This window comes from Pseudomonas sp. NPDC088429, assembly GCF_044753305.1.
Classification (GTDB): Bacteria; Pseudomonadota; Gammaproteobacteria; order Pseudomonadales; family Pseudomonadaceae; genus Aquipseudomonas; species Aquipseudomonas rustica.
In genome coordinates this window covers 56401-75167 of record NZ_JBIVMX010000025.1, presented here as the reverse complement: position 1 = coordinate 75167, position 18767 = coordinate 56401, and the positions used below count along the sequence as shown (strand labels likewise).

The following is an 18767-nucleotide window of genomic DNA, read 5'->3' as shown; positions in this document are numbered from 1 at the left end:
AAAAAGTCGTGGAAAACCTGCGCGACGTGGTGCCGTTATTGTCGCTGCTGACCCGCTCAGCGCTGGGCATTCCGATCACAACCTACGTCAACATGATCTCCGGGCCGCGCAAGGAACACGAACTCGACGGCCCGCAGGAAGTGCATCTTGTGCTGCTCGACAACGGTCGCAGCCAGGCATTCGCCGACAGTGAATTGCGTCAGACCTTGAACTGCATCCGCTGCGGCGCCTGCATGAACCATTGCCCGGTATACACCCGCGTCGGTGGCCATACCTATGGCGAGGTTTATCCGGGGCCGATCGGCAAAATCATCACCCCGCACATGGTTGGCCTGGCAAAAGTCCCGGATCACCCGAGCGCGTCATCGCTGTGCGGTGCCTGCGGTGAAGTCTGCCCGGTAAAAATTCCTATCCCGGCGATCCTGCGGCGCTTGCGCGAAGAAAACGTCAAAGCGCCCGACAGCCCGCACCAAGTGATGCGCGGTCAAGGCAGCAAGTATTCGCGCAAGGAACGTTTTATCTGGAACGCCTGGGCCAGGCTCAACAGCTCACCCACTCTGTATCGATTATTCGGTTTCTTCGCCACACGCTTGCGAGCATTGACGCCAAGCAACGTCGGCCCGTGGACGCAAAATCACAGCGCACCAAAACCCGCCGCCCGCTCACTGCACGACATGGCCCGCGAGCATCTGGCCAAACAGGGAGATCGCTGATGAGCGCCAAGCAAAATATCCTCGGCAAACTGCGGAAAAGTCTGACCGGCGCCACGCCGATTGCCGACGACTTCGACGTCGATTTGGTGACGCAGCCCTACACCTACAGCGCCGAACAACGCATTCCGCAACTGCGCAAGTTGATGGAAGCGGTGCACACCGAAATCCACATGACCTCGGGCGAAGAGTGGCCGGAGTTGCTGGCGCAATTGCTGCGCGATCGTCAGTTACCGAGCCTGTTGATTGCACCGACTACCGCCCACGGGCAGAAAATCACACAACACTGGGCGAACAATCCTGACCTGCCGACGCTGAAATCCTACGACCGTCCAATGGAAGAATGGAAAGCCGAGCTGTTCAACGACACTCCGGCCAGCCTCACCGGCACCCTTGGCGCGATCGCCGCCACCGGCAGCCTGATCATGTGGCCAACCCGCGAAGAACCACGGCTGATGAGTCTGGTGCCGCCAGTACATTTCGCCCTGCTCAAGGCCAGCGAAATCCGCGACAACTTCTATCAGGTGCAACAGGAATTCGAGTGGGCGCAAGGCATGCCGACCAATGCGTTGCTGGTGTCCGGCCCGTCGAAAACCGCCGACATTGAACAAGTGCTTGCCTACGGCGCCCACGGCCCGAAAGACCTCGTGGTGCTGATCCTGGAGGACCAATGACGCTTCCAGTGAATTTCCTGCGTGATGCGCAGCAACTGATTCCGGCCGAGCGCCGTTTTGATGATCCGTTATCGACGCTGGCCTTCGGCACCGATGCGAGTTTTTATCGGCTGATTCCGCAGTTGGTGATCCGCGTTGAATCCGAAGATGAAGTGGTTGCGCTGCTGAAACTGGCTCAGCGTGATCATGTCCCGGTGACCTTCCGCGCGGCGGGTACCAGTCTGTCAGGTCAGGCAATCAGCGACTCGGTGTTGATTGTGCTTGGGGATAACTGGAACGCCCGCGAGATTCGTGGCCAAGGTACGCAAATCCGCCTGCAACCGGGCGTGATCGGTGCGCAAGCCAATGCGTGGCTGGCGCCGTTCGGACGCAAGATCGGCCCGGATCCGGCGTCGATCAATGCCTGCAAAATCGGCGGCATCGTCGCCAACAACGCCAGCGGCATGTGCTGCGGCACCGCGCAAAATACCTATCACACGCTGGCCGGGATTCGGTTAGTGCTGGCCGATGGCACGCGGCTCGATACCGAAGACGCGGCGAGTGTCGCGGCATTCCACGCCAGCCACAGCGATCTGCTTGAACGCTTGGCGACTTTAGGCCGCGAGACCCGCGCCAACGCCGAACTCTCTGCACGAATTCGCCACAAATACCGTCTGAAAAATACCACCGGCCTGTCACTCAACGCCCTGGTGGATTTCGATGAGCCTGTGGATATCTTGAGCCACTTGCTGGTCGGCTCCGAAGGCACGCTCGGCTTCATCAGCGCGGTGACGTACGACACAGTAATCGATCACCCGAACAAGGCTTCGGCGCTGATCGTCTTCCCCGATGTGGAGACCTGCTGCAACGCGGTTACCGTGCTGAAAAGCCAACCGGTGTCCGCTGTAGAACTGCTTGATCGCCGCAGTCTGCGCTCGGTGCAAGACAAACCGGGTATGCCCGCTTTCGTACAACAACTGTCGAACAATGCCTGCGCGCTACTGATCGAATCCCGCGCGGCGACCTCTGCACTCCTACAGGAACAACTGGCGCAAATCATGTCGTCGCTCAGAGGTTTCCCGGTGGAGAAGCAGGTCGACTTCACCGAAGACCCTGCCGAAAACGCCAAGCTCTGGGCCATTCGCAAAGACACCTTCCCTGCCGTCGGCGCCGTACGTAAAACCGGCACCACGGTGATCATCGAAGACGTGACCTTCCCGGTCGAACAACTGGCCATCGGTGTGAACCGCTTGATCGAGTTGTTCGACAAACATTCCTACGACGAAGCGATCCTTTTCGGACACGCGCTGGAAGGTAATCTGCACTTTGTCTTCACTCAAGGCTTCAACAACCCGGAAGAAGTCGCACGCTATCAAGCGTTCATGGATGACGTCGCGCAACTGGTAGCTGTGGAGTTCGGCGGCTCGCTGAAAGCCGAGCACGGCACCGGGCGCAACATGGCGCCGTTCGTGGAACTGGAATGGGGCAGCGACGCCTATCAACTGATGTGGCAACTGAAACGTCTGCTCGACCCTAGTGGCATTCTCAACCCGGACGTGGTGCTCAGCGAAGATCCGCAGATCCATCTCAAGCACCTGAAGCCGCTGCCGGCGGCCGACGAGATTGTGGATAAGTGCATCGAGTGCGGCTTCTGCGAACCGGTCTGCCCGTCGAAAGGACTGACCCTGAGCCCGCGCCAGCGCATTGTGATCTGGCGCGATATTCAGGCGAAAAAACGTGCCGGCGTCGACACCACCGAACTGGAACAAGCCTACGAATACCAAGGCATCGAAACCTGCGCCGCCACCGGTCTGTGCGCACAACGTTGCCCTGTAGGCATCAACACCGGCGAGCTGGTGAAAAAGCTCCGAGGCCGACACGCAACGCATCAGAAAACGGCTGACTGGATTGAAGGAAATTTCGCCAAGACTCTGCAAGGCGCACGCTTCACTCTGCATGTGGCTAACGGTGCGCGGATGATGCTCGGCGCGCCGCGTCTGGCGAAACTGTCGGCAACACTGACGCGCCTATCCAAAGGCCAGGTGCCGTTGTGGACAAATGCGATGCCGCAACCGGAGAAAGCCATTCGCTTCAGCCCGAGTGTGTCGGACGAACGCCCGCGTGTGGTGTATCTGGCCGCGTGTGTCTCGCGGGTCATGGGGCCGGCGGCGGGGGATAAAGAGCAGATGTCGCTCTACGACAAAACCCGTGGTCTGCTGGAAAAGGCCGGTTACCAAGTGGTGTTCCCGGACAATCAGGACAACCTCTGCTGCGGTCAGCCCTTCGCCTCAAAAGGCTACGCCGAGCAAGCCGAACACAAGCGTCAGGAGTTGATCAGTGCCCTGCTCCACGCCAGTCGCGGCGGTCTCGATCCAATCTACTGCGACACCAGTCCGTGCACGTTGCGCCTGGTGCAGGACGTAGGAGAAACCCGTCTCGATCTGTACGACCCGGTGCGTTTCATTCGTACGCATCTTCTCGATCGACTGGATTTCACCCCGCAAGACGCACCGATTGCCGTGCATGTGACCTGCAGCACTCAGCACTTGGGCGAAAGCCAGGCGTTGATCGATCTGGCGCGCAGATGCAGCAAAACCGTGGTGATTCCGGAAGGCATTCATTGCTGCGGTTTTGCCGGCGACAAGGGCTTCACCACGCCGGAGCTGAACAGCCATTCGCTACGCACTTTGAAGGACGCGGTGCAACATTGCAGTGAGGGAATTTCGACCAGTCGCACCTGCGAAATCGGCCTGACGCAACATGGCGGCATCGACTATCACGGTCTGGTTTATCTGGTCGATCGAGTCACTCAGGCGAAGGCCTGCTGAAGAAAACAGAACCCTTGCGCAAGACCGCAGTCCACAGAACAGGCCCCGAACACTCGGGGCCGTTCCTTCTTTCGGTGACCGGCACTCCGGGTCAGCGAAGTCTGGATCCCTCAGCGCAAGGAGATACACATGAAACGTTCTGTACTGCTCGGTCTGTTCGTTACTGCCTCGGTGATGGCGTCGACTTCGTTTGCCGCCGGACCAGACAGCCTGTGCGAAGCCAATCTGCAAACCATCAATAACGCGAAATCGGAATATCAGACTTCATCGGAGCTGAACGCGCGCGTCTCCGCCAGTGTGGCAAAAGCCCAGGCCCTCAAGGCCCAAGGCAAGATTGACGACTGCGTCGCGGAAACCCAGCAAACGATTCTGGAAATCCAGAAAACCTCGGGTGACACCAAGAAGTGATCGTGAGCAGGCGTTTTGATACCAGATGTAAAAAAAACCGAATTCCTGCGTAGCGCGGCGGTCGATTGAACAGGCACTACGCTAACGTAGCCTGTTATGACCTCGGCATCGCCGCCAGACCGTCCGGCAGCACCGAGACCTACCGTTCAAGGAGATACCCATGAAGCATTCTGCAATTGCTGGATTGTTCATCGCTGGTGCACTTCTGGCGTCGCCGGTGTTTGCGGCGGATAAAGACCTGTGTGCCGGGAATCTTCAAGTTATCAAAGACTTTGTCACCAGCCAGCCTTCCATTCCGGAAACCTCGCTGAACAACGTCAAGACCGCCCAGGAAGACGCCATGAAGGCGCAGGCTGCCGGGGACGATGGCAAATGCGTTGAAATTACCAATGGCATGATCACGAAAATGCAGATCCGCAATCCAACGCGTAACTGACACACCCGGAAGCCAACCTTCGGGTTGGCCTTCCCGGCCGATTGACGTACACTGCACAGACTTGTTGCTCAAACAGATGTACTGAGCAATGAGTTCGGGGCCGTTTAGGATTCGACGCCGGTTGCGAAACTTTAGGTGCATGCCGACTTGGTAACAGAAGTCGTAAATCCACTGTTGCAACTACTTATAGTTGCCAATGACGAAAACTACGGCCAGGAATTCGCTCTCGCTGCGTAAGCAGCCTTAGCCCTGAGCTTCTGGTACCTTCGGGTCCAGCAATCACCAGGGGATGTCTGTAAACCCAAAGTGATTGTCATATAGAACAGAATCGCCGTGCAGTACGTTGTGGACGAAGCGGCTAAAACTTACACAACTCGCCCAAAGCACCCTGCCCTTCGGGTCGCTGAGGGTTAACTTAATAGAAACGGCTACGCATGTAGTACCGACAGCGGAGTACTGGCGGACGGGGGTTCAAATCCCCCCGGCTCCACCAACTCAAAAAAAAGACGTCCTCGGACGTCTTTTTTTTTGGCTGAAATTCGACAAAATCCGTTTTCAGCGTCGATCGCCGTCACACAGCAGCCAACCATCGGTCTGGGCCGGGGTCCTCGGACAGTACAGAGCGCCAAAGGTTGCGATCTGCCTACGCGAGTCCAGACCGGGATGCTCGATTAAAAGGACATGCAAACCTGGTCAATAAAACTCATTCGCTGAAAATTCATGAAAACGCTTGGCAGCAAGATAACGCTTATTCCAGTAATCACTCTCAAGCAAATCAATACGCATGACTTTCCCGCGACTGGGCGCGTGAATAAATCGGCCGCCACCAATGTACACGCCTACATGGCTAACAGGCCGGCGTCTATCATGCTTGAAGAACACGGCATCCCCGGGTTTCAGTTGTTTGCGCGGCACAACTTCCCCCAAACTATTGAACATTGATGCAGTGGTTCTTGGCAACTGTATACCCGCCTCGGTTTTAAATAAATAAACCAACAAGCCACTGCAATCAAAACCCTCTCGAACATTACTGCCACCCCAACGATAACGCGTGCCAATTAGTTCATGGGCACGGTCGACAATTCTATTTGCTGGCGATAGTTCTGCATTGATAGAAATCGTGCTCAAGTCAATGGGCAGTGAAATGCGATCGCGCTTTTCGCCGAGCGCCATTGGCGATCCGCTCATCAGAGCCAAGCTCAAATAAAAACTGAATATATATCGTCTCATGCAACAACCATCAACACTGTTTAACGAGTGCACAGGGTAGGAAACGCCACCCTCCAGATACATAAGCACTGTCTTAAATAAAGACTTCACCAACTGACGAAAAAAGCAATAAACAAGACAATTCTCATGGATCAATTAACGACTGATTGGGTAGCGTTAAAATCATCACATTCAAACAAACCCCGACCACCGATATATTCAAATCGGACGACGTTACTCCACCCATATCACACAGGATCTGAACGTGAGGAAAAGACTGGCGGTAGAATTTCTGGGCACCTTTTGGCTAACTTTTGGCGGTTGCGGGAGCGCCATACTTGCAGCTGCATTTCCTGAACTGGGAATTGGTTTCGCGGGGGTCGCATTGGCCTTCGGATTAACTGTACTTACGATGGCGTACGCAGTGGGATCCATCTCCGGCGGGCATTTCAATCCCGCCGTTACGATAGGTTTGTGGGCTGGTAATCGGGTAGACGTAAAAGATGTCGTCCCTTATGTTTTTGCACAAGTAATCGGCGCCATTACCGCTGCAGCCGCGCTGTATTTCATCGCCAGTGGAAAGCCTGGGTTTGAGGTCGGCGGATTCGCAGCGAATGGATACGGCGACCTTAGCCCTGGCAAATTCAGTTTGTCAGCGGCCCTGGCTGTTGAATTCATCGCCACTTTTTTCTTTCTGTTCATCATCATGCGAGTGACATCACCCAGTGCCGTACAAGGCTTCGCACCACTGGCAATTGGTCTGACCTTAACGCTCATCCATCTGATATCCATACCGGTTACCAATACCTCGGTCAATCCTGCTCGCAGCACTGGACCTGCGCTTTTTGCCGGAGCGGCATACATGAGCCAACTCTGGTTGTTCTGGCTGGCTCCGATAGCTGGCGCAATCATGGGCGCGCTGTTCGCCAAAAAGTTTGACACTCGTGCGACAGCACAGCCCTAGCGATCGGCACCTGGAGTGCCCAACGTTTTCAACGGGGGCACTCTTCTGAGACATGTCTTAAAAAAAATATAAAAATTGCCAACCTTAACCAAGCAGGGCAAAACCAATGTCTCTCGCCTCTAAACAAAACGGAATGCTCCATGAACGACCGTGTACTTATCGCCGATGATCATCCTGCAGTCCGCATGTCGGTTCGATTGATCCTGGAGGAAAAAGGTTATGAAGTTGTCGGGGAAGCCGGCGATGGGGTCAAAGCCCTGACGCTCACTCAAGATCTCCTTCCTGACGTTATTATTCTGGACATCGGTCTGCCGAGGATAGATGGATTGACCGTCATCAGTCGCCTCAAGTCCTTTGACGCACGCGTTAAAATAATTGTACTGACCGGCCAGGAATCAGAGCATATCGCTTTGCGCTGCATGCAAATCGGCGCTGACGCCTTTGTCAGCAAGCATCAAGAACTTTGCGACTTAATCAATGCTTTAAGAGCAGTGAAGCGTGGCTACAGTTACTCGCCAGATCACGCCTGCACTCTCATTCGTCGCCATGATGATCCTGATCAGGAAGAGGAACTTCTGCAGTCACTGACGGCTCGCGAGCTAATGGTCTTGCAACAACTGGCACGCGGCATAAGCAATAAAACGATCGCCGAACGCATGTCCCTAAGTAGCAAAACTGTCAGCACCTATAAAACGCGATTATTGATTAAATTAAATGCAAGCACGTTGCTAGATCTGTATGACCTTGCAAAGCGAAACGGGCTCACTGACCGGTAACACGTTAAAACCGGACAAATCTTAAAGCCACTGTTCGTCGCTGTAAGCACCATAGGGCTCCTCCTCACCACTATCAGTTAATTACCATGTCACTAAATAGCGCGCTTCTTTGCCTTGCGATGAATATTTATCATGAGTCGCGCGGCGAGCCTCACTCAGGCCAGGTCGCCGTTGCGATGGTGACGATGAATCGCGCCAATTGGGACAACGCGAAAGTTTGCGAGGTCGTGTACAAACGGCGGCAGTTTTCCTGGACGCAAAAGAGCAGAAAGCTACCGCAAGAACCTCTCGCCTGGAACAGAGCACAAAGAATTGCCAATGAGGTTCTAGGCGGCGAAGTGGAAGACATCACGGATGGCGCAACGCATTTTCATGCCCATGGGGTCAAACCGGTCTGGAGGCTCAACATCCTGAAGACCGTCCGGATAGGCGAGCATATTTTTTATAGAGAAGTCAGACCGCCAGCGTTCTGAAGCGCCTTCACAAATCCCTGAGATCCAGATGCAATTTGAACAATTCGGTATCTGTGCGCACATTGAGCTTGCGCAAGGCAGCCTGCTTCTGGCCGCTGATTGTCTTGCGACTGCGCATGAATTTCAGCGCGATTTGAGACACTGACAATCCTTCAAGACAGCAACGCAACACTTCTCGCTCTTTCGGCGAAAGTGCCGGGTAATCGACCAATGCGTCGCCCCCCGCAACAGAAGCGCCATCAGTGCTTCCTGGAACTTGAACTGCGGGGGTGGTATCGAGATCAGCCGCCATTTCAGGAGACAGGTACAAGCGATCCAGTGCCACCATTCGAATAGCCCGGACCAACTCTTCGGTTTGCTGGGACTTTCCAAAAAAACCGTTGGCGCCAGCCCGAATCGCCATGTTGACCGTGGCCGGCCTTTCAAGCGAAGAGAAAATCAAGATACGCATTTCGGGGTAGTGACTGCGTAGAAGCTGAATCAATCTCAGACCGTCAAGCTCTCCGTCACTCAGTTGATAGTCCAGAATCAAAAGGTCGGCCGACTCGGAGCGCAAAGCCTCCTGCAGTTCAGCGCTGCTCGAATGAACCCCGACAATTTTAAAATCCGACTCAGTCGACAAGCGGATTTTCAGCCCTTCCCGAATCAAAGCGTGATCATCAAGCAACGCGATCCGCAAAGGTGAAACCACCGACCATTTCATTATTCTGAATACTCCATGAGGCCGAAAATACGCTCGGAAATTTCCTACATATTTTTATAAATGCACCTTAGCCTAAGTGTTAGCTGAAAGAAAATTTAAGAATTTATGGCTATCCCTGTCATCAATTAAGGCAATTGGAAGCATTCGGGTCGCTTTGCTGCGGCTGAATAACCGCTGGTTTACCTACTTCCGATCCCCGCGATTTTGGGACAAGTCTCGTTCACGCATGTCCGCTCGGTTGTCAGAATTATCCTAATCGCTCAGGAACACCCCACTGGACAGATACCGCATCAGTTGTGGGATTTCCTTACTCAAATACGCCGACACAGCTCGCCACAAGCGGGCCCAGCCCAGGACTATCTGATGGCTACTCAAAGCGCGCCCGCTGATTCAGACGTGGACGTCCAGGCTATGCCTGCGCCTCAAACACACATCCAGGACACGCTTATGCAAAGCGTGTCCTGGATCTGCGACCACTACAATTTGGGGCGATCCCCCCAGGCCTTAGCGGCAGGGCTGCCTAAAGTAGGCTTGTTGACGCCTTCCCTGGCCATGCAGAGCCTGGCCAATGCCGGGCTCACAGCGGGGATGGTCGAGCGCTCTATTCGCATACTGCCCAAACAGTTGATGCCCATCATTCTCTTGCGCAAGGACAAGGGTGGCTGCATTTTGCTGGGTTATCGTCCCGATCCAGGCAGTGAGGACAAGCGCGCATGCCTCTACCAACTGGTGCTGCCGGAGATCAGCCCTGATCCTGTAGAAATTGATCAGAAGGTCATGGATGACCTCTATGCCGGTTTTGCGATTCTGATGAAACCCAAGGCAAAGGTCGATTCGCGCGCAGGTGATGAAACCCCGCACGGCTCAGGTCACTGGTTGCTCACGACGTTGTGGCGCTACCGGCGTTACTACCGCAGCGCCGCAATCGGCGCTGTGCTGATCAACATTCTGGCCTTGGCCAGCATCTTTTTCACCATGAACGTATATGACCGGGTTGTACCCAACCAGGCGTTTGTCACGCTTTGGTCGCTGGCGATCGGGGTAGTGATCGCGATGGTGTTTGAAGCAATTGCCCGCTACGTGCGTGCGCACTTACTGGACGTGGCGGGAAAGAAAGCTGATCTGGTGTTGGGCACCCTGTTGTTCAGGCAGGCTCTTTCAATTCAGATGGAGCACAAACCAGCTTCATCCGGTTCGTTCGCCAACCAATTGCGTGAGTTTGAATCGGTGCGCGACTTCGCGACCTCAGCCACGCTCGCCACCATTTCCGACTTGCCGTTTGTTTTGTTGTTCGTCGGGGTGATTTTTGCCGTCGGTGGTCCGCTGGGCTGGGTTCCGCTCCTGCTGATCCCCTTGATTCTGATCATCAGCGTGGTGATTCAATGGCCGCTGGCACGCACCATGAAAGAAAACCTGCGTGAGTCATCGCTCAAGCAAGGCGTGTTGATCGAGTCCATCGATGGCCTGGAAACACTGAAAGCGGTGGGTGGCGAGGCCTATATGCAACGTCGCTGGGAAGCCTTCAGTGCGCTGGCAGCCAGCACCTCGATGAAGTCACGGGAACTGTCGAGCATGGCTTCCGGATCCGTGGCGTTCTTCCAGCAGATCCAGACGGTGGCGCTGATTGTCATCGGCGTTTATCTGATCGACGCTGGCGATCTGACCATGGGTGCGCTGATCGCTACGGTGATGCTCGCGGGTCGTGCCACAGCGCCGCTCAGTCAGGTAGTTGGACTGGCGTTGCGTTTTCAACAAGCGAAAGCGGCACTGGGTTCACTGAACAACCTGATGGAAATGCCAGTCGATCGCGACGTCACACGCGAGTATCTGCCCAAGCCTAAGCTTAGCGGTCAGATCACTCTGAAGGCGGTGGACTTCGCCTACCCGGCCCCGCCCATGCAACCCAATCCCCCCGTGCTTCAAGGCATTAGCCTGGTCATAAAACCCGGAGAGAGAGTCGCGATTCTCGGGCGGATCGGCAGCGGAAAATCCACGCTGTTGCGAGTCATGGCTCGGTTGTATTTGCCTGTAAAAGGACAAATGTTTACCGACGGACTGGACGTGAATCAGATCGACCCGGCGGACTGGCGCCAAGCAGTCGGATACGTCGGTCAGGATGCCCGGCTGTTTTACGGTTCACTACGTGAAAACGTCATGATGGGGCGGCCGGAAGCCACGGCAGAAGAGTTTCTGCGCGTGCTGCGCCTGACCGGACTTGACCATGTTGCGGGCCGTCATCCCAAAGGGATCAATCTGCCGATCGGAGAGATGGGCGAGGGTCTGTCGGGCGGCCAGCGTCAGTTGGTTTCGCTCGCACGCAGCCTGCTGGCCCGGCCGAACCTGTTGTTGCTGGACGAACCGACCAGCGCCATGGACGGACAGACCGAGACGCAGTTTCTGGAGCATCTCAAGCGCGCGACCGAAGGCCAAACCCTGGTCGTCGTCACGCACCGGCCTTCACTGCTGTCGCTGGTCGACCGGATCGTGATCGTCGATGACGGCAAGGTTACCGCTGACGGCCCCAAGGACACCATTCTCGCGGCCCTCAGCGCTAACGCCGCCAAGGAGACAGAAAAAGCCAATCCGAAGGCCCCAGGCAATCCCGCAGCCAACAGCAAGATCGGGCCACCGCGCCCGGTGCCACCGGCACGCAGCTACAAAACTCAATCTACAGACGGGAGTCTGCCCCCCCAGTCTGAGCCACTTCCAACCCCGAGACCTCCTGCGGTGACTTCGTAATGTTCAAGAAATTATTCAGTCGAGGCGATAGCGCATCCCCGCTGCAGCCCGGTGACGCTGCCTTCATGAACGATGTGCAGGAATCGCTGTTGGCGCAGACCACGCCCGGCTCACGCTTGGTGCTTCAACTGATTGCCGCGGTTTTGATCGGTGGATTGATCTGGGCTTACTTCGCCGTCGTTGAGGAAATCACCCTTGGCGAAGCAAAGATTATTTCCAAGAGCCGCGAACAGGTCATTCAAAGTCTGGAAGGGGGCATCCTCGCCGAGATGAATGTTCGCGAAGGTGACATCGTCGAGAAAGGCCAGACGCTACTCAAGATTGACCCGACCCGTGCCCAGGCCAGCTACCGTGAAACCTTGTCCAAGGTGATTGGCCTCAAGGCCAGCATCACCCGTCTGCGTGCCGAGGCGTATCAGCAGCCGTTGGTGTTTGACGAGATGGTCATGACAGACCCGGCAGTGGTTCATCAAGAGCAGCAAGCTTACAAGGCTCGTAAAAACGCCCTGGATGAAAGTATCGGCAGTTTGCAGCGCAGCTACGCCCTTTCGACCCGGGAAATTCAGTTGGCTGAACCCCTGGCTGCCAAAGGATTGATGTCCGAAGTTGAAATCCTGCGCATGCGTCGTTCAGCCAACGAAATCAAATCGCAGATCGTCGAACGCATTAACCGCTATCAGGCCGAGGCCAACTCGGAGCTGGCCAAGTTTGAGCTGGAGCTTTCTCAGACCAGCGAGAACCTGGTCGGTCGCGCCGACGTGGTTGATCGCACGACCATCAATGCGCCGGTCAAGGGCACCGTGAAGAACGTACGGGTCAACACTCGCGGCGGGGTCATACAGCCCGGTGAACCGATCCTCGAAATCGTACCGCTGGAGGATCAGTTGCTGGTCGAAGGCAAAATCCGACCTGCTGACGTTGCCTTTCTTCGGCCGGGGCTGCCTGCGACCGTAAAAATCACCGCTTATGACTACGCCATTTACGGCGGACTGAAAGGCACTGTCGAGTTGATCAGCCCTGACACGCTCAAAGACGATCAGAAAGCGGCTGCCGGACGCCCTGACGATACCTACTATCGCGTCACTGTTCTGACCGACAGCAGCACGCTGGAAGCGGGCGGTCAGTCATTGCCGATCATCCCCGGCATGGTGGCGTCCATCGAGGTGCGCACTGGCGAAAAAACCATTCTCGATTACCTGCTTAAACCTGTGCTCAAGGCACGGGAAGCGTTTCGGGAGCGATAAAGTGAAATCCACATTGACCTCGCGCTTTCCGCTGACGCCTGCCGCCTGGCTGGTCTCGATCTGCCTGTTGAGTGGTGTTTCCATTCAAGCGACGCTGGCTGATGATCTGCCAACCTTCTCCGCTCAACCACGTCCCGAGGAATCGGTTAAACCCGCACCTGCGCCTGTGCGCAGAACCTTATTGAATCAGGACAATGCGCTGGTGTCTTTCGCCCCCGAAGCGGCGCCGGTTGCTCAAGTTCGTTCCGCGACAGCAGGTTCTATCACCGCAAACCCGAAATCGGCAGCAGTGGCCATGCAAGCGAAGGACAGCGGCCTGGCCACGTTCACCGCGTCATTACAACGTCCGGTGAACTCGGCCGTCAGCACTTCGCAACCGTCGAGGCAGACTGCAACTGCCGTCACTGGCAAAAGAGAACAGCTGCTTTCGTTTTCATCTGTCACCGCGACGCCGACGGTCACGACCACTGCGCCGGCTCGGCCCGTCAATGAAACGCCAGTGCGCCCGACACCTGCGGCCAAGACCAATGGCCAACATCCGGTCATCGAGCAAACCCATAGCGTTTCGGCACTGGCGCTGGCGGCTTTACCTCCGCGCATGGCTGCCCGCCGCGGCGCCGGCAATACCGTGCTCGGCCCTTCCGAAGCAGAATTGCGCGAAGTGTTTAACCGTGCGGTAGAAACGGCGATTGATCGCGCCCCGACGATCTTCCGCGCCAAGGCAGAACAGGAAGCCGCCATCGCCGATGTCGACGAAGCCAAAGGCCAACGCTGGCCGCAAGTAGATGTCGGCACGCAGACCTCACCGATCAAATTCGGAAAAGGCTCGGATGAAGAATCCGGCAGTGGCGGGATCAACCTCGCGGTGACCACTCCCCTTTACGATTGGGGACGCATCCGCAACTCGATCGATAGCCGGAAACGCTTGTCTACTGCGGCAAACGAAAGCCTGGAAGCGGAAAAGGAAACCACTGGCTATGAGGTCGTCACCACACTCGTCGAACTCGGCAAGCAACGCATCATTGTCGACCTGAGCCAGCAATTTGCCGACCGCATGGATGATCTGGTGAAAATGCTCGCGGGCATTGTTGCCGTCGACAAGGGCCGTTACAGCGAACTCACACAAGCCAAAGCGCGACTGCTGCAAGCCCAGGCATTGCGCGATGCCGCCGACGCCAAAGCACGAGACGCCGAAATCACACTGCGCAAACTGGTGGGCGACCGTCCGATACCTATACCGCGTACCAAAGAGTGGAACATCCGCCTGGCCAATCTCGATCAATTGCTTGAAGACGCAAAATCCCATCCAACCATTCGGCAGGCGACCGCCGAAGCGGAATCGGCCGACCTGCAAGCCAAAGCTGTCAGGGCCGGCGGGCTCCCGCAATTGAACTGGGTGGTAAGTAAATCCACCGCAGAAGACTCGATCGGTCGCGAACAGCCTTGGCAAACCAATTTAACCATGACGTGGGGCGCTTTTCGCGGTGGTTCGACCCGTGCCGCCGAGCGTGCTGCATTGCAGAGAGCCGATGCCAGCCGCTATCAGACCGACCAGCAGCGCAGGGATCTGGAGTTCCGCATCCGCACCGCAGATAACGATGCGCGCACGCAACTGGAGCGAGCCGAACTGTACCGCGACCTGGCCGTGGAATCTGGCCAGATCCGCGAAGACTTCTACCTGCAATGGCACCACTTGGGCAAACGCACGCTTCTGGATGTACTCAGCGCAGAGAACGAGCACTACGGCAATCAGGTCAGCGAAATAACCAATCGCTTCGACGGCTATCAGGCGATACTTCGCCAATACGCGAGCGCAGGCACACTCGCCCGCTGGCTTCGCGGCGGCCAGTGATCACGGTGATTCGGGCATATTTCAATGCCCGGCCCCTTCGGCGTATGCTCGACACAGCTAAGGTGTCAAGCAATGCAAGCCTTCATGACCGGAGTTTCTGTACGAACACCTGATGCTCCGATGTCCGCAGCCTCCAAATGGATTTTGAACGCCTTGAAAATTCCTTTTTTGTCCTTTGCCTGGTCGTGGGGGCTGATGACGCTGCTGCTGTCGACGACTCTGCAAGCTCAGACGCCAGAGCCCGTTGACTTGCTGGTGACCGGCCCCATCATCGCCCCACACGTCACTTTCGATACGCAAACACGCAGCTGGCTCGACACCCGGCCAGACATCAAAGTGGCACTTTGGAGTGGTGCAACGCCTCCCCTCGACATGGGCTTCGAGCAAAGCAAATTCGAAGGTGTCGCAGCGGAATACCTTGAAGTGATACGCCAGGCAACAGGCCTGCATCTGAGCATTGAGCGTTATCCGACACGCGCCGAAGCCAGGCAGGCGGTTAAAGACGGTCAAGCCGACATGCTCGCAGTGCACGACGTGACCGAAGGCCAGGAGGGTGCGATCACCCAATCACGCCCCTACCTGCTCAATCACAAAGTCATCGTGCGGCGCATCGGCGAAAACCGGCAGCCATCGCCCGATTTGCAAGGTCAGCGCCTGGGTTATGTGGGCGATGATTCGGTTGGCGCCGCGTTGCAGCGGCAATACCCCAAGGCCACCCTGATTCAGCATGTCAATCATCTGAACGGCATGGCCTCGTTAGTCTATGACCAGGCCGACGCATTCTGGATAGATGGCATCACCGCCGAGTTCCTGATCCGATTGCTCTACAGCAATGATCTATACATAGCGGGTGACGCCATCGACACCTCAGCCGATATCAACTTTGCCGTTAGCGATCGTCGTCCGCAATTACTGGCAGCGATCAATCAGACGCTGGACGCAATCCCGATTGATGACATGAAACGCATCACCACGCGCTGGGGATTAAGCAATAATTTTGTGGTGGATCAACCTCCACTGAATCTCAATACAGCAGAGCGTCAATGGCTCGCGGCCCATCCAACAATCAAAGTACTGGTCGCAGGATCCTATGCGCCACTGACGTTTTTTGATGAGCACGACCAGTTGCAGGGGCTGAGCGTGGATATTCTGAAAATCATCAAGCAAAGAACCGGTCTCACGCTGGAAATCATCCCCGGCACCGGCGTACAAGACATGCTTGATCAATTGAAAAATAATAAAGCAGATGTCATCGCGGCATTGAGCGTAGGGGATTTGCGCCTTAGCCCTGAGCAGTACACCCGCCCCTACCTGATCAGTCCCTTCGTGGTCGTGACCCGACGCTCGCAGACCGACATCCACAGTCCCGCGCAACTCGAGGGTCAGCGCCTGGCAGTTCCCGCCGGAAATCCGTTGATGACATGGTTGAGCCGTGAGCACCCGCACATCGACCAGGTACCGGTATCGAATGCGACTCGCGGGATTGAGATGGTCTCAGAGGGCGGTGCCGAGGGCGCCCTGCATACGCAGTTCGGTGCCGACTATTTCATCAAACATCATTTTCAGCATGACTTGCATATCGCGGCAGTGATCGGCCAGATACCTGCGCGTATTTCCATGGCAGTAGGGCCGTCCAATCTGATCCTCAGGGATATCATCAACAAGGTTTTGATCGACATTCCTCCAGAAGAGCTCAAGACCCTCAGCGATCGCTGGCGCAACCACGCAGCGCCGGCAGTCGCCAATTCCTGGAGCACGTACAAGGACGACGTGTACACCGTGATCTTTGTCGCCACGGGATTTGTCCTCGCGTTTCTGGTGTGGATCTATTATTTGCACCATCAAATCAAAAAGCGCCGCAAAGCCGAGCAGGCCCTCGGCGATCAACTGGAGTTCAGCAAAACCCTGATCGACGGGTCGCCTATTGCGCTCTATGTTCGCGACAGACAGGGACGCCTTGCTCACTGCAACCGCGCCTACCTGAATTTTTTGCAAACCACTCGTGAAGATGTGATTGGCAAAACCCTTTTGGACACGGCCTCTCTTTCCACGCATATGCGTGAGCGTTACCACCGTCTGTACCAGGAAACTCAAGACAGTGGTCAGCCAACCTACGCTGACCTCGAGATCGAGGTGAAGGGTAGCCCCCGTCGCATCTACCATTGGACATTGCCCTTCCAGAGTGGCGCTGGCGCGTTTTCCGGGGTAATCGGCGGCTGGCTGGACATCAGCGAACGCGAGCAACTGGTCGAGCAACTGCGCCTGGCCAAACAAATGGCCGATGAAGCCAACGCCTCCAAATCCACCTTTCTGGCCAGTATGAGTCATGAAATACGCACCCCCATCAGTGCGCTGATTGGTCTGATCGAGATGCTGCGTGTGCGTGGCGGCAGCGCAGAGCAGATCGAGGAAAACCTCACGGTGGCGCACGAGTCTGCGCAATCGCTGCTATCGCTGATTGGTGACATTCTTGATCTGTCGAAGATCGAAGCCGGGGCAATGGTGGCGATGCCACGACCCACTCGACTCACTACCGTCGTTGAATCGATCTACAAGCTTTTCGAAGTTAACGCGAAAAACAAAAATCTGAAGTTCGACCTGGTTGTCGATATCGCCGACCCTCACGTCATGATCGACGCGCTGATGCTTAATCAGATCGTCTCGAACCTGGTCAGTAATGCAATCAAATTCACCGACCATGGCTTCGTGAAGCTGTCGTTGCAGCAGACTTCCAGTGACCCGCAAACGGGCGAGGGCCGGTTTGTCATCCAGGTACGTGATTCGGGTAGTGGTCTCAATGAACTGCAGAAAAAAGCGGTTTTTGAACCCTTTATTCAAGTGGCTCGAAAGGTCAGCACTGCTCGTAGCACGGGATTGGGCTTGAGTATTTGCACGCGTCTGGCGGTATTACTCGATGCCCGCCTGAGCGTCGAAAGCAAGCCTGGTGAAGGCTCGTGTTTCAGCCTGGTGTTCGCCGCTCAAGTGACCCATTCAGATGAACTCACGGTATCGAGCCCGATCGCCGCCCCTTCAAATTACCGCCTGAAAATTCTGGTGGTCGAAGACCACGCTGCCAATCGTTTATTGCTCTGCCAACAACTCGAATACCTGGGACACCAAGCGGTGCCCGCCGACGACGGGGAAGCCGCACTTGCGATGTGGGAGCAGGAAAACCCGCCGTTCGATTTGACCATCACCGACTGCAACATGCCGCACATGAACGGGTTTGAGATGACCCGCAGAATGCGCAGCAGCGAACAATCACGCGCACTCGGTGCGCATCCCATCTTCGGTCTGACAGCGACGGCACAAACGGAGGCCGTCGACGACTGCATGGAGGCCGGCATGACTCAGTGCCTGTTCAAACCTATCGGCATTGAGCAACTGACGGAGCACGTCGGCGCAGTCTCGGCCCAGATCGAACGTAGGGCGATGGCCGCCAGCACCACCGGCGGAGAACTGCAAAAACTCCGGGTTTTGTGCCCCGATGCGTACGCTCCGCTGGTCGATGAACTGCTGCGGACCAATCGCGAAGACGGCGCCCGGCTTGAGCAATGTGTACTTGATCAGGATCTGCAAAAAATCCGCAGCCTCGCGCACAAGATCAAAGGCGGGGCGCATCTCGCCGATGCCGTTGAGTTGATTGAGGCATGCGCGCAGCTGGACGCATGCGCCGCTCGAGGTGATATGGCGGCGTGCGGTCAGCAAGTCAACATTCTCTTGGGCTGTATGCATTCATTGGAAGTAGCCCTGTTGAAGGATCGTTGACTCT

The 18767-nt window shown here is 56.1% G+C and carries 14 protein-coding genes and 1 other RNA gene; 13 read left to right on the top strand and 2 right to left on the bottom strand.

From position 1 onward, the window contains the following. From ACIP66_RS14970 to ssrA, 6 genes are all read left to right on the top strand, one after another. Positions 1-713: lactate utilisation protein LutB domain-containing protein (locus ACIP66_RS14970; RefSeq protein WP_400648943.1), on the top strand; the 713-nt coding region annotated here is incomplete at its 5' end. Further along, a complete protein-coding gene (locus ACIP66_RS14965; protein WP_400648942.1) occupies positions 713-1384 on the top strand; it encodes a lactate utilization protein C in 672 nt (223 codons plus the stop codon). The genes ACIP66_RS14970 and ACIP66_RS14965, both read left to right, overlap by 1 nt. Further along, entirely contained in the window at positions 1381-4191 is a 2811-nt protein-coding gene (locus ACIP66_RS14960) for an FAD-binding and (Fe-S)-binding domain-containing protein (protein ID WP_400648940.1), read from the top strand. Before ACIP66_RS14965 ends, ACIP66_RS14960 begins: the two co-directional genes overlap by 4 nt. A gap of 129 nt (positions 4192-4320) precedes the next feature. Next, the gene (locus tag ACIP66_RS14955; protein ID WP_053117007.1) at positions 4321-4599 is read left to right on the top strand and encodes a hypothetical protein; all 279 of its coding nucleotides are present in this window, start codon (positions 4321-4323) and stop codon (positions 4597-4599) included. Positions 4600-4759: 160 nt separating this feature from the next. After that, positions 4760-5035 carry a hypothetical protein gene (locus ACIP66_RS14950; RefSeq protein WP_053117006.1) on the top strand — a complete coding sequence of 92 codons (276 nt, stop codon included), beginning with the start codon at positions 4760-4762 and terminating at the stop codon, positions 5033-5035. Positions 5036-5131: 96 nt separating this feature from the next. Beyond that, positions 5132-5528, top strand: a transfer-messenger RNA (tmRNA) gene (gene ssrA / locus ACIP66_RS14945). A 200-nt stretch (positions 5529-5728) separates the two neighbouring features. On the opposite strand, the gene ACIP66_RS14940 is transcribed toward ssrA, so the two are convergent. Next, on the bottom strand, positions 5729-6208 hold the full coding sequence (locus ACIP66_RS14940) for a C40 family peptidase (RefSeq protein ID WP_400648938.1): 480 nt from the start codon (positions 6206-6208) through the stop codon (positions 5729-5731). A 301-nt stretch (positions 6209-6509) separates the two neighbouring features. Between ACIP66_RS14940 and aqpZ the strand changes: the two genes are divergently transcribed. From aqpZ to ACIP66_RS14925, 3 genes are all read left to right on the top strand, one after another. Then, positions 6510-7208: an aquaporin Z gene (gene aqpZ / locus ACIP66_RS14935; protein ID WP_400648937.1), complete on the top strand. Its 699-nt coding sequence runs from the start codon at positions 6510-6512 to the stop codon at positions 7206-7208. Positions 7209-7348: 140 nt separating this feature from the next. Further along, positions 7349-7984 carry a response regulator gene (locus ACIP66_RS14930; RefSeq protein WP_400648935.1) on the top strand — a complete coding sequence of 212 codons (636 nt, stop codon included), beginning with the start codon at positions 7349-7351 and terminating at the stop codon, positions 7982-7984. Positions 7985-8070: 86 nt separating this feature from the next. After that, a complete protein-coding gene (locus ACIP66_RS14925; protein ID WP_159812879.1) occupies positions 8071-8457 on the top strand; it encodes a cell wall hydrolase in 387 nt (128 codons plus the stop codon). A gap of 7 nt (positions 8458-8464) precedes the next feature. Here ACIP66_RS14925 and ACIP66_RS14920 read toward each other — a convergent pair whose 3' ends face one another. Further along, entirely contained in the window at positions 8465-9160 is a 696-nt protein-coding gene (locus ACIP66_RS14920; protein WP_400648933.1) for a response regulator, read from the bottom strand. Positions 9161-9523: 363 nt separating this feature from the next. Here ACIP66_RS14920 and ACIP66_RS14915 point away from each other — a divergent pair, with 363 nt between their 5' ends. The 4 genes from ACIP66_RS14915 to ACIP66_RS14900 all read left to right on the top strand — a co-directional run bounded on the left by ACIP66_RS14915 (position 9524) and on the right by ACIP66_RS14900 (position 18763). Continuing rightward, entirely contained in the window at positions 9524-11899 is a 2376-nt protein-coding gene (locus ACIP66_RS14915) for a type I secretion system permease/ATPase (protein WP_400648932.1), read from the top strand. Then, the gene (locus tag ACIP66_RS14910; RefSeq protein WP_400648931.1) at positions 11899-13143 is read left to right on the top strand and encodes an HlyD family type I secretion periplasmic adaptor subunit; all 1245 of its coding nucleotides are present in this window, start codon (positions 11899-11901) and stop codon (positions 13141-13143) included. Before ACIP66_RS14915 ends, ACIP66_RS14910 begins: the two co-directional genes overlap by 1 nt. Position 13144: 1 nt before the next feature. Next, the gene (locus ACIP66_RS14905; protein ID WP_400648929.1) at positions 13145-14995 is read left to right on the top strand and encodes a TolC family protein; all 1851 of its coding nucleotides are present in this window, start codon (positions 13145-13147) and stop codon (positions 14993-14995) included. Between the two features lie 72 nt (positions 14996-15067). Further along, complete coding sequence (locus ACIP66_RS14900; RefSeq protein WP_400648928.1) at positions 15068-18763, top strand: transporter substrate-binding domain-containing protein; 3696 nt, start codon at positions 15068-15070, stop codon at positions 18761-18763. Positions 18764-18767: the final 4 nt, after the last annotated feature.